Origin of the sequence: Rheinheimera baltica DSM 14885 (assembly GCF_000425345.1) — a bacterium.
GTDB classification, from domain to species: Bacteria; Pseudomonadota; Gammaproteobacteria; order Enterobacterales; family Alteromonadaceae; genus Alishewanella; species Alishewanella baltica.
This window is the reverse complement of sequence record NZ_AUDG01000034.1, coordinates 16,730-31,144: the sequence shown is the minus strand read 5'-3', so window position 1 is coordinate 31,144 and position 14,415 is coordinate 16,730. Positions and strand designations below refer to the sequence as shown.

Sequence of the window (14,415 nt, the reverse complement as noted above, 5' to 3'; positions counted from 1 at the left end):
CAACATGGATTTTTTGTGACTATTAAATGATACTTTTATGACCCCGCACGGCTAAGCACTTGTCTTAATAACGAAAAGTATCTACTAAAATAATGGGATAGCCAGTTTTTCGTAAAAAAAGCGCATAAAAAAAGGAGCTTTCGCTCCTTTTTCATTGTTTGCTACTCAGTCACGTTTCTTGTCGACGACTTGCTGCAATTCAGCGTCACTAAGATGAGCAACATTTCGTCCCTTACTCAAAAATATGGTGTGCTCGCAAATGTTGCGTGCGTGATCGCCAACACGCTCCAACGCTTTGGCAACGTGCGACACCTGCAGACTAATACTAATTTGACGTGCGTCATGCATCATCATAGTAAGGCTTTGCTGCATAATGCGGGCATAGTCGTCATCAATGGATCTATCTTCACGCAGAACATCTAAGGCTTCATCAGCATCAATTTTTTCAAATGCCACCAAGGCGCGCTGTAGCATTTGCAGGGCTTTTTGTCCCATAACGGCCAGCTCATCTAACTGAGATTGCTGTGGGCGGTTACCCGGCTCTTCTTTTAGTAGAACCTTACCAATGCGCTTAGCAAGGTCACCTATTCGCTCGACATCATTGATACTTTTCAGCACAGCTAATACTAAGCGTAAATCACCTGCAGCGGGCTGTCGCCGGGCCAATATATCCAGGCAATGCTCGCTGATGTCGACTTCAAAATTGTTTACCTTGCGATCAGCCGCTTTTACCTGCTTTGCCAGAGCAAGATCTGCCGAGGTAAACGCCGTTAAAGCGTCGCTCAGTTGTTGTTGTGCTAAGCCCGCCATTTGCAATAAGCGCATAACGGCTTGTTGTAACTCTTCATCATAAGCCTGTGAATAATGGCCGCCGATTTTATTATTTGGCATAACGCCAGTCTCCTGAAATTGTCTGCACCCTGGACGGCAATACTATTAACCGTAACGACCGGTAATATAGTCTTCGGTTCGTTTTTGCTGCGGATTAGTAAAAATATCGTTGGTATTACCAATCTCGATGAGATTCCCCAGATGGAAGAATGCAGTACGATCCGATACCCTCGCCGCCTGTTGCATATTGTGTGTCACAATAACAATGGTGAAGTTCTGCTTTAATTCATCTATCAACTCTTCAATAATTGAGGTTGCAATGGGGTCTAATGCAGAACAAGGTTCATCCATCAGAATAACTTCCGGGCTTACCGCAATACTGCGGGCAATACACAAACGCTGTTGTTGACCACCTGACAATCCGGTACCGGGTTGATCCAGACGGTCTTTTACTTCGTTCCACAAGCCGGCACGGCGTAAACTCGACTCAACAATATCGTCCAGATCGGCTTTGCGCTCTGCCAAGCCATGTAATTTAGGGCCATAAGCGATGTTTTCGTAGATCGACTTGGGAAACGGGTTAGGCTTTTGAAACACCATGCCAACCTGTGCCCGCAACTGCACAACATCCAGCGAAGGGTCATGGATATCACGCCCATCAAGCAAAATGCTGCCATTAACCCGGCACTGATCAATTGTATCGTTCATCCGGTTCATGCAACGTAAAAAGGTTGACTTACCGCAGCCAGACGGGCCGATAAAAGAGATAACTTCATTCTGATATACGTCCATGTTGATGCCATGCAGCGCCTGATTGTCGCCATAAAACACCTTCACATCTGTCGCACTAATTTTAACCGGGGCTGAGTTACTCATGCTTTTATCCGTTACCTTAAAAATTAAATCTGTTTAGCGTAGCCTGCCTACTGGCAAAAGGTTACCAACGCTTTTCGTATTTTTTCCGTAGCCAAATTGCCATGCCATTTAAGCTAATCATCATCATCAACAATACGATTATGGCTGCCGATGTACGCGCTTCGAAGAAGTTACGTAGCTCGTTGCCTTGCCACAGATAAATTTGCACTGGCAAAGCACTGGCTTGGTCAAACGGCGATGCCGGCACCGAAGCAACAAAGGATTTCATACCGATAAGCAACAGTGGTGCTGTCTCACCCAACGCCTGCGCGACACCTAAAATAGCCCCCGTTAAAATACCGGGTATCGCCAGTGGCAGTACATGGTGGAAGATAGCCTGCATTTTTGACGCTCCCAATCCCAGTGCAGCTTGACGTATGGAAGGGGGTATAGCTTTTAACGTAGAGCGAGTAGCAATAATCACTGTGGGTAGCGTCATTAAGGACAACACCAGGCCACCAACAATAGGTGCAGACATCGGCAAATTAAACCAGCCAATTAACACCGATGCCCCCAACAAACCGAATACAATAGACGGCACAGCAGCCAGGTTATTAATGTTAACTTCAACCAAATCGGTAATTTTGTTACGTGGGGCAAACTCTTCCAGATAGATTGCCGCAGCAACACCCATTGGTACCGCCAGCAAAATCACCACTAGCATCATGTAAAACGATCCCATAAAGGCACCTGCCAAACCAGCTGACGCGAGTGAACTGCGTGAGTCAGGGTTCATAAACAAGGCGAAGCTAAAGCGATTCTGAATAATGCCGTCTGCCGACAATTTATCGGCCCACTGACGAGTAATTGGGCTTAGCTGTTGCTGCTCATCTGGCAAACTGCGGTCAATATTACCTTTTAACCAAACATCAATGTTGGCATCTGTCAGTAAATGAAGTGTGCGACGCTGACCAATAATGCTGGGATCAGCCACCACCATATCACGTAAGGCGAAACGCTCACCCGACGTCACAAAGCGCGCTAAATCACGTCTGTGTTTGCTGGCATCAGGCAAAATAGTTTGCAAGCTGTCTGTAATCAACCGGTTGAAGTTAACAAAACCCACGTCGGTCTGCCATGCCAGATAGCGTTGACGAAAATCGTTATCAGACTCCTCAGCCTGCTGCTCTGGTTTAGCCGGGATCTTAATTATTGCCGGGTCAAAATAAATATCCAGCGTGATAGCAGACTGCCAGAACGCTGGTACACCACGAGAAAATATATTGATAAACAGCACTGCAACCAGCCCCAGACTAATCAATACTGCACTGAGCCCTAAACGACGGAACAGCTTTTCTTTGCGATGCCGCTTCGACAGCGAGGCGATCACTTTTTGCTGCACCAAGCTGGGTGTAGCAACCGCTTTAATCGGATTTTCTGCAATAATTGTCATAGCTTACTCGTATTGCTCACGATATTTACGCACGATTACCAATGCCACCACATTAAGTAGCAAGGTAATAACGAACAGGGTTAAGCCCAGGGCAAAGGCTACCAACGATTGCGGGCTGGAGAAGTCATTGTCGCCAGTAAGCTGATTAACAATGGTAACGGTAACGGTTGATACCGCTTCAAACGGATTAGCTGTTAGTGCAGGGCTGTTACCGGCTGCAAGCACTACGATCATCGTCTCACCAATAGCGCGACTGGCAGCAAGCAGTACCGCGCCAACAATACCCGGTAAGGCTGCAGGTAAAACAACCTTTAAAATGGTTTCAGATTTCGTTGCACCCAGACCAAGAGAGCCATCTCGCATCGACTTTGGCACTTGCGTAATGATGTCATCTGACAGCGACGAGATAAACGGGATAATCATAATACCCATCACTACGCCAGCGGTTAATGCAGAAGTGGCATTAATATCCAACCCGATAGAGGCCCCCAGGTCGCGCAGAAATGGACCTACGGTGACTAAAGCAAAGAAGCCATAAACAATGGTAGGAATACCCGCTAACACTTCAATCAACGGTTTAGCCGTGTTGCGCAATTTTACCGGCGCATATTCTGCCAAATACACAGCAACCATTAACCCCAGCGGTATGGCCACTAGCATTGCGATTCCGGCTATCATAGTCGTACCGGCCAGTAATGGTACCAAGCCAAAATCACCCTGCTCACCCACGCCAACAGTAGAAAAACGCGGATTCCAGGTAGTACCGAAGAAAAACTCTGTCGGCGGAATGTAACTAAAGAACTTTAATGTTTCCCCCACCATCGATAACACGATACCGATGGTCGTAAGGATAGCAACAGTAGAACAGAGCACCAGCAGCCCTTTAACCACACGTTCTACCTGATGTCGAGCTTTTAACCGGGGTGTAATTTTCAGCAGGCTAATGAGCATACCAACGGCAGCAATCACTGCCATCAGCGCAGTTAACATAATGGCGCTGTTGGCTTTAAGCTGGCGTAGATGATCGGCTGCGCTAAGCTCCCAGGCTTCAGCATCAGCGACAACACCAAAATTATCTGCCAAATTGCTTATACGTTGTGATACGACGCGAAGCTGCTCTGTGCTTGGGCTACTCACCTCTGTCGGTAGATGTGACACCATCATGGCATTGATCACTGCCGGTGATAGCCATAACCAAAGTATCAATATTAAAAAGGCTGGTAATACCGCCCAGAGCCCCACCATCATGCCGTAATGATGTGGTCTGGAATGCATGCGCAAATCGGAGTTAACTGTAGCCACTTTGCGGCTGCGGGTCATACCAAGCTGGTATCCCAGTGCCAACAGCACTAACAGCACTACAATTAACGAAAAGTTACTCATGGTTGCTCCGTAATCGGCTTACACGTTGTTGCTAGTTAAAGAGCGCAGTGTAAGCGACTTATATTTCACTTTTATGACAAAGGCAAAGCAAAAAAAGAGAACCATGCCAGGTTCTCTTTAAAAGCTCGGAGCTTATTATAGCGACTTTTTCAACTTAATGTTCTGTGTCATCTGAGCACGCTCATCGTCAGATAATGGAATTAAGCCTGCGCTTTCCAACACACTACCGAAGCCTGACATGCCTTCACTCACATGGAACTGAGCATATTCCTGTAGACCTGGGATCACACCAATATGCGCGCCTTTAACATAGATAAACAATGGGCGTGATACCGGGTATTCACCAGATATAATAGTATCCAGATTAGGTTCAACACCTGACACAGTTGCAACTTTGATGCGGTCACGGTTAGCTTCGTAGAAGCTTAAACCAAATACGCCTATAGCATCTTTTTGTGCCGTCAAGCGTGCTAACGTTTCAGTGTAATCACCCGCGATTTCAACCACCCGGCCGTCGGTACGCATAGCTGTACAGACTTTCTTCGCGGCGTCTTTTTCCATTGCTTGCACCAGTGGCAACGTTTCACAACCAGGAATGACGACTTTTTCTTCATAAACTTCGCGCGTACCGTGGTTTGAACCCGGAATGGCTAGCAAGATTTCTTGATCTGGTAAGTTTTTATCTATTTGATTCCAACGGGTGTATATATTAGCCACCAACTTACCGTTTTGTGGTACTTCAGCTGCCTGGGCTAAAAAGACATGCTGAGGCTCCAATTTAAATAATGCAGCATCAGTACGTGAAGCAAACACAATACCGTCGTAGCCAATTTTTACTTCAATGATTTCTTTAACGCCGTTCTCTTTACATGCTTCAACTTCGTTAGGACGAATTTTACGTGATGAGTTAGCGACATCAATGGTGTTGGCACCAACACCTTGACAAAATTGACGCAAACCACCAGAAGAACCACCAGAGCCGACTACCGGCGTGCGAAACTGAGCAAAGTTATTACCAAACTCTTCTGCTACTACTGACGAAAATGGCAGTACAGTTGATGAACCCGCAATTTGGATCGTGTCACGGCTTTGCGCCTGAGCAGCAGCTGATACCGTTAATGCAATGGTAGTGGCCAGCAACAGGTTAGAGATTTTATTCAGTTTCATTTTAATTCCTCGGTCATCCGATTAATGTACGGGCATAGTTTGCTGCATTTTTATTGCAGTAATATGACACTGAAAAATTATTTCTGTCTTGCGACTGATGACGACATAAAAAAAGCGAACCTAAGTTCGCTTTTTTTATTATCCGTGCTCAACTACGACCAGTTCAGTATTACTTTACCTGATTGACCAGAACACATGATGTCAAAACCTTGCTGAAACTCTGCCATGGGCATTTCGTGGGTAATCATTGGCGTTAAATCGAGCCCGGATTGAATCAAACTGGCCATCTTGTACCAGGTTTCAAACATCTCACGGCCGTATATGCCTTTAATGACTAAGCCTTTGAAAATAACTTTATTCCAATCGATGGCCATATCTGATGGTGGAATACCTAACAGGGCAATCTTGCCACCGTGATTCATCGTATCTAGCATGCCCCGAAATGCAGCAGGCACGCCTGACATTTCTAACCCGACGTCAAAGCCTTCTGTCATGCCAAGCTCTTTCATCACGTCTTTAAGTGATTGCTTACTAACATCTACCGCTCGCGTCGCGCCCATTTTCATCGCTAAATCTAAGCGATAAGGGTTTACGTCAGTAATGACCACGTGACGGGCACCTACATGGCGTGCTACCGCCGCAGCCATAATGCCGATGGGACCCGCACCGGTAATGAGTACATCTTCACCGACTAAATCGAATGACAATGCCGTGTGCACTGCGTTACCGAAGGGGTCGAATATTGCGGCAATATTATCCGGAATATTATCTGGCAGCTTAAAAGCGTTATAGGCCGGTATCACCAAATATTCGGCAAAAGACCCCGGTCTATTCACCCCTACGCCAATAGTATTTCGGCATAAATGTACTCTACCTGCACGGCAGTTACGGCAATAACCACAGGTGATATGACCCTCACCAGACACACGATCGCCAACATTAAAACCGCGCACTTCAGAGCCCATACCTTCAACAATGCCAACATATTCATGGCCGACAACCATACCATGTGGAATGGTGTTCTGTGCCCACTCATCCCACTTGTATATGTGTACATCAGTGCCACAAATCGCGGTTTTTTTAATGCGGATTAACACGTCATTTGGCCCAACTACCGGTTTCTCAACCTCAGTTTGCCATATACCTGGTTCTGCTTTTAACTTTGCTAATGCTTTCATTTTAACGCCCCGCCCTTATGCGATCACGCCCATATCTTTACCTATACGAATAAAGGCATCGATAGCCTTATCCAACTGTGCCTTGGTATGTGCAGCAGAAATTTGTGTCCGGATCCGCGCTTGACCTTTAGGCACTACAGGAAAAGAAAATCCTACAACATAGATGCCTGCTTCAAGCATGCGTTTGGCCATTTCCGCCGCGATTTTAGCATCGCCTAACATAACCGGAATAATCGCATGGTCTTTGCCGGCCAAGGTAAAACCAGCGGCAGACATTTTTTCACGGAAGTAGTTGGCGTTTTCCCATAGTGTAGCCCGCAGGGCATCACCCTGCTGCAGCATTTGCAATACTTTAATAGAGGCTGTAACAATTGAGGGTGCCAGAGAGTTTGAAAATAAATAAGGCCGCGAACGCTGACGTAACCACTCAATAACCTCTTTTTTACCCGAGGTATAGCCACCAGATGCGCCGCCCAGTGCCTTACCTAAAGTACCGGTAATAATATCGACACGGTCCAATACGTCACAGTATTCATGCGTACCGCGACCATTTTTACCGACAAACCCAACCGCATGGCTATCATCAACCATCACCATAGCGCCATATTTATCAGCCAGATCACAGACTGATTTTAAATCTGCTATAACGCCGTCCATGGAAAAAACACCGTCGGTAGCAATAAGCTTGAAGCGGGCACCATCTGCATCAGCTTGTTTTAACTGTGCTTCCAGCTCTGCCATATCATTATTAGCATAACGATAGCGTTTGGCTTTACACAGCCGAACACCATCAATAATAGAAGCGTGGTTTAATGCGTCCGAAATAATGGCATCTTCAGCGCCTAACAATGTCTCAAATAACCCGCCGTTGGCATCAAAACATGACGAGTACAAAATAGTGTCTTCAGTACCTAAAAATGCACTGATATCATGTTCCAACGTTTTGTGAATATCCTGGGTACCGCAAATAAAGCGCACAGACGCCACACCAAAACCATGGCTGCTTAAACCTTGTTGTGCCGCCGCGATAAGATCAGGGTGGTTTGCCAAACCTAAATAGTTGTTCGCACAAAAATTCAGTACCTGCTCACCCGCGACGTTAACGCTAGCCTGCTGTTGAGAGGTAATAATACGTTCTGCTTTGTATAGACCTTCTGCTTTGACATCATCTATTTGTTGTTGTAGGTGTTGCAGAAAAGCGCTGCTGCGCATAAAGCCTCCTATTACTGAGGTAAGAGAATAGAAAAAACGGCGCCATTGTATAGTGAATGGGCAAGGCCTGCAGTGCTTTTGCAAAATAGAAAGCACTGTTCAGACCTGAACAGTGTAAATATCGGCCTACACCAACGTTGCATCGCCAGCCAGAGCGGCATAGTGTTGCTGTAAGCGCGCAATGCGAGGTTGGGCTTGTGCTGTAGCATAAGGTTTAAAGAGCAACAGAACTTTTAATACCCCCTGATACACGCTGGCCTGATCAATGTCTTTGTCCGGTGCTTGCGTTTTCAGGTAGCTTATCCAAAAGGTCACCAGCAATTTTATGCTATGCGCCAGATCAGTGATGTCTTCATCTTCAATCTGAATAATATCCGATTGTTTCAGCGCCTTGAGCACCGCGGTAACACGCGCCAACACACCTTGCTGTACATGTTGGTAGTCTTGTTGCAACGCCGGATCACGCGATAAAATATCGGGTAAATTGGCATAGAAGAAGTGAAAGCGCCACATCAACTCAAACACGGCGTCCAGGTAACTGGCCAGGGCATCTAATGCTTCGGCTTTATCCGTGGGTGGCTTAATACGCGTTTCTAGTAGTTTGGCGTACTCTTTAAATATTTGCCGGACGATGTCTTCTTTATTGCGAAAATGATAATACAAATTACCCGGACTAATGCCTAAATGAGCAGCAATATGATTGGTGGTAACCTGCCGCTCTCCAACTTGATTAAACAATTCGACACTGGCTTGCAGAATTTTATCTTTTGTTCTTAACTTCTTTTCCATCTGCGAAACAGGCTTATGGTTAGCTAAATTAATTTGCTATAGTAACGCCAAATTGACTAAAAACTCTAGTCGCAGTGCAAGCGGTAGGTCCAAGCCGCCCAGGAATGCTATTAACATAATGAAAAATAAAGCTATTTATCCAGGTACTTTTGACCCCCTTACCAACGGCCATGCCGATTTAGTCCAACGTGCCGCCCGTATGTTTGACACTGTCATCGTCGGTGTTGCTGCTAACCCAAGTAAACAACCGCTGTTTAGTTTGCCAGAACGTGTTGCATTGGCACAGCAAGCTTTTGCTGGCATTACCAATGTCAGTGTTATTGGTTTTTCAGGCTTACTGGCAAAATTTGCTGAGGATCAAGGTGCAGCAATACTGATCCGCGGTGTTCGTGCCGTGGCTGATTTTGAGTATGAATTTCAACTGGCTAGTATGAACCGGCAATTAAACCCGGCGTTGGACAGTATTTTTATGACACCGTCTGAGAAAAACACGTTTATTTCATCTACGTTAGTTAAAGAAGTGTGCCGCCATGGTGGCAATATCTCCAGCTTTGTCCCTGAACATGTTGAACTTGCGTTAAGAGCCAAATTTAACTTATGACCTTTAAACTAAGCGTTATAGCTGCACTACTGTTAGCCTTGCCTGCCAGTGCAGCACCATGGGTAGATACAACGGATAATTATCTGCGCCAGTCATTACAAACACTGGCTCATGCCGGCGTCATTACCGGCCCGGTTAATACCTACCCACTGATGTGGAACAATATTATTGCTGATTTAGCCAGGGCAAAGGCTCAACGCACGCCAGAACTACGCTTTGCTCTTGCTCATGTGCGTTCTGCTATTCGCGCGAACAAGCAAGGGTATATTTCAGGTGTAAAGCTCAAAGCCAGTAGTGACCCATCGCTATTTCAAAGTTTTGGTGAAAATTACTTTGAAACTGCCAGCGTATCGGTATTTGATGAGTATGTTGGCGACGATTGGGCAGGTAAAACACAAATTAATTACCGTAATCGCGAAGACGGCAGTAACGAACAAAAAATAACCCTTGATGGCAGCTATATGGCTGTCATCCTGGGCAACTGGGTGCTGGCAGTGGATCAACAGCCATTATGGTGGGGCCCGGGCCAGCAAACTGCCTTACTAATTAGCAATAATGCCAGACCCATACCATCACTGCGGTTAAGTCGGCATAGCTGGCAAGCAAGCGAGAACATGTTTTTCAACTGGCTTGGCCCATGGAGCTTTACCAGCTTTGTTGGCCAGGGTGAACACAGCAGCATACCCCGACAAATAAAACACTTTGGCGCCCGTTTTAGTGCCAGGCCGTTACCGCAACTTGAACTTGGCTTATCCCGCGTTAGCCAATGGGGTGGCGACAGCTTAGATAACGGCTTAGCCGCTTTTTCTGACATGTTACTGCTTAATAACAAGGCCGATTCTAATTCTGACAATTTGGCTGCAATAGATGTAACCCTGCATTTTAATATGTTTGATATGCCGTTTAGCCTTTACACCGAGCTGGCAGACGACAACAGCAGCGACAACCTGAGTAAGCCCCTGCAGCTATATGGGATACGCACTTTTTTGGGGAATAACAGTACCATACACACACTTAACCTAGAGTGGTCAGATACCTACATTCGTTGCGAGGGAGCTACGTTGGCGGGAAATTGTGCTTATGAAGGCAATATATATCCGCAAGGCTACCGACGTTACGACAGGGTTATAGGCAGTGGTTACGGTGCCGATGCTAAAGTACTGTCCGCAGGCTACCGGTTTCAAACCTTTGATGGTGTTAGCTGGGCGGTAAGTGTGTTACGCGGTGAGTTTTTGGCTGCCAGTTCTGATTTAAAAAACTGGCAGTTACGTCTGGAATATCGCCAACCCCTGCTGGACGGATTATTAAGTGTTGAAGGCCGGGTGTTTGATAAGTCACCCCAGCCTGAGCTCAACATAAAACGTGGCAGTTTGGCCGCGACATGGGAGTACCGCTTCTAACAAGGTTAGAAGCAGGCTATGTTAAAGGCGAATTATGATATTACGCCGGTAGAGTAAACGTGATAACCACCAGAATAACACCACATGTAGTAACGCAAAAACAAGTGAGGCAAGTTTAGCGGGCATCATTGTCGCTATAAACTCAAATGCCACCTGATACACATTGCTGCCTGCAAACGGGATACGCATCAGTGTGGCAGCCCAAAGCCAGGACAAAATGTAAATAAACAGCGGATTAGTCCCATAGGTTACCAGCGGCTGAACTAAACGGTGCTGCTTAAGAACATCTGACAAGCCAACTAACACGGCCAACAACACCATTAAAATAGCACTGGATAACATAACGTAGCTGCCACTCCATAGTGCTTTGTTCAGTGGCCAAAAACCAGCGCAAACCCAGCTTAAAGCAAGTAAAGCGAAAGCCGCCAGCAGCAACCAACGCGCACCGTCTTTTGCATTGTGCTGACTAAGTTGCTGTGCAACGTAATACCCTACTAATACCGACACTACCGCGGGTAACGAGCTGAGCAATCCTTCCGGGTCAAACGCAAGACCAAGGCCCTGGTACAAGTGCGCCGGGCCCAATAACAACAGATCCAGCTTAAGTACGGCATTGCCGGTAAGACTAAAGGGTTCAGCATTACCAAACAACGTAAGTAATACCCAATATGCGACCAAAATAGCTGTACTAACAAACAGCAGATAACGGCCTCGCAACAGCAGTACCAATATCGCAGCTATGGCATAACACAAACCAATACGCTGTAACACGCCGGGAATGCGCAACTCGGAAATATCAGTGGTAAATGGGTACCAATTAAGCAACACGCCAATGGCAAACAGCAGAGCACTGCGCTTGGCAATGCGCCCCAATGTGGCTCCGTTGAAGGTGCTATGGCGTAAGGCATAAAACATGGCTGCGCCGACAACAAACAAAAACCCTGGAAACACGATATCGGCAAAAGTAAAACCGTCCCAGGAAGCATGCAGCAAACTGGGATAAACGTGCTGCCATGATCCTGGTGTATTCACCAGGATCATTAGCGCAATAGCCAGGCCGCGCAGCGCATCCAGCGCAACAAAGCGTTGTGCCGTCATGTTTATTTCCAGCTGAGCATTTTATGACCTTTAACGGCATAAAACAGAATAAACAAATAGCATGGCAGCATAACGATGTAAGCCCCTTGCTGGCCCAACCCAGTGCCGCTGGCCAAGCCCCAGAACAGCGGGCCAAAAGCCCCACCGGCAATACCCATTATTAACAACGCCGAACCGGTGCTGGTTAACGCGCCTAAACCTGATAACGCTAAAGGCCAAACAGCTGGCCAGACAATGGCATTCGCCAGGCCTAGTATCGCGATATATAACAACGTATCCGGCAACGCAGTACCCCCGAAAGGCACCAGTACGGTATTGGCAATAGCGTAGGAAGAGGTGTCACCCAGTACAATAGCCATTACTAACAGTAAGCCCAGTACGGCAGAAATCGCTAACGCGGTTTGTTGCGACAGTAGCCGCGGGATGAGCAAAATACCCAGCACATAACCCAAAACCATACACCCCATAGTGTAGGACGTCATCACCGTATAGCGCTCTACGCCCAGCGACAAGGCAAACAAGCCGATGGTATCTCCAGCAATAACTTCTACTGCAACATATACAAACAACGCTACGACACCCAGTGCCAGACTGGGCTTTGCCAGCGCCGCTTTAATCTGCCCGGCATGACTATTATCGTCCGCCTCTTTTGCCAACTCGGGTAACGGTGAAAATTTTACCGCTAATGCCAGCAAACCCAAAAAAGCGGCTAACCCCAGGTATGGTAAGACCAAACCTGCCGCCATTTCGTCAATTTGTGCGGTTGTTAACGCGGTGTCTGGCGTTGCCACAAAGCTGCTCGCCATTAATGCCGTAAACACGATTGGTGCTACAACACCAGCCGTTTTATTTAATATTCCCATGATACTGATACGCACAGCTGCCGTTTCCTCTGGCCCTATTTTAACTACGTAAGGGTTAACAGCAGTTTGCAGCAACGTTTGGCCAGTACCAATAACCAGCTGAGCCAATAGGAACAAGGCAAAGGTTTGCGTTTGCGCCGCCGGGATATACAACAAACCGGCTAGCATCATCGTTGCCATACCCAGTGCCATACCGTTTTTATAGCCCACCTTGCGGATTAGCCAGGCCGAGGGCAGTGCGGTAAACGTTACTGCGATATAAAAAGAAAACAACACCAAAGAAGCTTGAAAGGGGGTAAGCGTAAGCATCTGCTTTAAATAAGGCATTAACGAGCCATTTAGCCACGTTGCAAAGCCCAGTACAAAAAACAATATGGCGACAATCGCCATAGGTAACACGCTGCTGCGTGATCTCGCCTGTTCAGCTGTCATTTCCATGTTTCTTCCCCGTTGTTATTCGCTTTTTATTCGGCAGTAAATATTGGCTCACCGTGAATCCAGTTTGCCTCTACCTGCCAGTTATTATTAAGAAGTACTAAATCTGCCGCGGCTCCAGCGATAATGCGTCCACTGTTGCTACGGGCTAAAAACTGGGCCGGATATAACGACGCCATACGTAACGCCTCGTCCGGGCTGACATCGAGTTGCTGCACGGCATATTGCACTGCGCCTGCCATGTCTAATACCGACCCGGCCAACGCGCCAGCTTCATTGGTTAATTTGCTACCGTCACGCATCACTTTACCGGCAAAAAAATCAAACTCGGTGTCATCAGTTCCCACCGGAGACATCGCATCGGTAACAATCAGCAGCTTGCCTTTAGGCTTAGCGGCTAATGCAACTTTGGCTGCGACAGGGTGTATATGATGTCCGTCGAAAATGACGCCGCACCAACTGTCAGGATCAGCCAATGCGACGCCGACCATACCCGGCTCACGTGATGTTAACGGTGACATTGCATTGTATAGATGCGTAAAGCCGGTTGCTCCAGCCGCTAATGCTGCTTGCACCATTGCGGCATCAGCATTTGAATGCCCAAGACAAACAATGACATTAAGTGCCACCAGCTGGCGAATTTGCTCAGCACTGATATTTTCTGGTGCAACCGTAACCAGCTTGATACCCAAGTCACTACGGGAATATATCGCTAATTCTGCTGCCGTAAGCTGCCTGATATGTTGCTGTGGGTGAACGCCCTTCTTGGGTACCGATAAATGCGGCCCTTCAAAGTGCACACCTATAATACCTGGCTCATTGTCAGCAATAGCCGCGGCAATGGCATCCGCCGCTTGGTGCATTACGCTGACGCTATCAGTAATTACCGTTGGTAACATGGCCGTAGTACCAAAACGCGCATGAGCACGTAACATGGTGCGTAACGATTGCCGGTTTGGTGCTGTATTGAACAACGCACCACCGCCACCGTTAACCTGAACATCGATAAACCCCGGCACTAACAACCCAGGCTGCACGTTACCGCTTGCCGGTACCACCGAGTGAATTATGCCGTTATCAATATTAACGCTGACGTTGTCAAACCATTGCTCACCGTCAAATAGCCGGCTGACACTTAACTGCTGCATCT

13 protein-coding genes are annotated in these 14,415 nt (G+C 47.0%); 2 read left to right on the top strand and 11 right to left on the bottom strand.

Features of this window, described 5'->3' with window-relative positions; translation table 11 throughout:
* Positions 1-165: 165 nt before the first annotated feature.
* The 8 genes from phoU to H595_RS0112160 all read right to left on the bottom strand — a co-directional run bounded on the left by phoU (position 166) and on the right by H595_RS0112160 (position 8,868).
* Complete coding sequence (gene phoU / locus H595_RS0112195) at positions 166-891, bottom strand: phosphate signaling complex protein PhoU (protein ID WP_027671471.1); 726 nt, start codon at positions 889-891, stop codon at positions 166-168.
* A 45-nt stretch (positions 892-936) separates the two neighbouring features.
* On the bottom strand, positions 937-1,707 hold the full coding sequence (gene pstB, locus H595_RS0112190) for a phosphate ABC transporter ATP-binding protein PstB (RefSeq protein WP_027671470.1): 771 nt from the start codon (positions 1,705-1,707) through the stop codon (positions 937-939).
* A gap of 61 nt (positions 1,708-1,768) precedes the next feature.
* Positions 1,769-3,139 carry a phosphate ABC transporter permease PstA gene (pstA, locus tag H595_RS0112185; protein ID WP_051219868.1) on the bottom strand — a complete coding sequence of 457 codons (1,371 nt, stop codon included), beginning with the start codon at positions 3,137-3,139 and terminating at the stop codon, positions 1,769-1,771.
* A gap of 3 nt (positions 3,140-3,142) precedes the next feature.
* Positions 3,143-4,522 (bottom strand): phosphate ABC transporter permease subunit PstC, encoded by a 1,380-nt coding sequence (gene pstC, locus H595_RS0112180; RefSeq protein WP_027671468.1) that lies wholly within the window; start codon positions 4,520-4,522, stop codon positions 3,143-3,145.
* A gap of 135 nt (positions 4,523-4,657) precedes the next feature.
* A complete protein-coding gene (locus tag H595_RS0112175; protein ID WP_027671467.1) occupies positions 4,658-5,689 on the bottom strand; it encodes a substrate-binding domain-containing protein in 1,032 nt (343 codons plus the stop codon).
* Positions 5,690-5,841: 152 nt separating this feature from the next.
* Complete coding sequence (tdh, locus tag H595_RS0112170) at positions 5,842-6,867, bottom strand: L-threonine 3-dehydrogenase (RefSeq protein ID WP_027671466.1); 1,026 nt, start codon at positions 6,865-6,867, stop codon at positions 5,842-5,844.
* 15 nt (positions 6,868-6,882) lie between these two features.
* Entirely contained in the window at positions 6,883-8,079 is a 1,197-nt protein-coding gene (locus tag H595_RS0112165; protein ID WP_027671465.1) for a glycine C-acetyltransferase, read from the bottom strand.
* Positions 8,080-8,205: 126 nt separating this feature from the next.
* Entirely contained in the window at positions 8,206-8,868 is a 663-nt protein-coding gene (locus H595_RS0112160; RefSeq protein WP_027671464.1) for a TetR/AcrR family transcriptional regulator, read from the bottom strand.
* A gap of 118 nt (positions 8,869-8,986) precedes the next feature.
* Here H595_RS0112160 and coaD point away from each other — a divergent pair, with 118 nt between their 5' ends.
* Positions 8,987-9,469, top strand: coding sequence for a pantetheine-phosphate adenylyltransferase (coaD, locus tag H595_RS0112155; RefSeq protein ID WP_027671463.1), 483 nt, complete (start codon positions 8,987-8,989; stop codon positions 9,467-9,469).
* A complete protein-coding gene (locus tag H595_RS0112150) occupies positions 9,466-10,869 on the top strand; it encodes a capsule assembly Wzi family protein (RefSeq protein WP_027671462.1) in 1,404 nt (467 codons plus the stop codon). Before coaD ends, H595_RS0112150 begins: the two co-directional genes overlap by 4 nt.
* 21 nt (positions 10,870-10,890) lie before the next feature.
* On the opposite strand, the gene H595_RS0112145 is transcribed toward H595_RS0112150, so the two are convergent.
* The 3 genes from H595_RS0112145 to nagA are packed head-to-tail and all read right to left on the bottom strand — an operon-like array spanning position 10,891 to position 14,413.
* Positions 10,891-11,967 (bottom strand): acyltransferase family protein, encoded by a 1,077-nt coding sequence (locus H595_RS0112145; RefSeq protein ID WP_027671461.1) that lies wholly within the window; start codon positions 11,965-11,967, stop codon positions 10,891-10,893.
* A gap of 2 nt (positions 11,968-11,969) precedes the next feature.
* Positions 11,970-13,268: an N-acetylglucosamine MFS transporter NagP gene (gene nagP, locus H595_RS0112140; protein WP_205623216.1), complete on the bottom strand. Its 1,299-nt coding sequence runs from the start codon at positions 13,266-13,268 to the stop codon at positions 11,970-11,972.
* A gap of 26 nt (positions 13,269-13,294) precedes the next feature.
* Positions 13,295-14,413, bottom strand: coding sequence for an N-acetylglucosamine-6-phosphate deacetylase (nagA, locus tag H595_RS0112135; RefSeq protein ID WP_027671459.1), 1,119 nt, complete (start codon positions 14,411-14,413; stop codon positions 13,295-13,297).
* Positions 14,414-14,415: the final 2 nt, after the last annotated feature.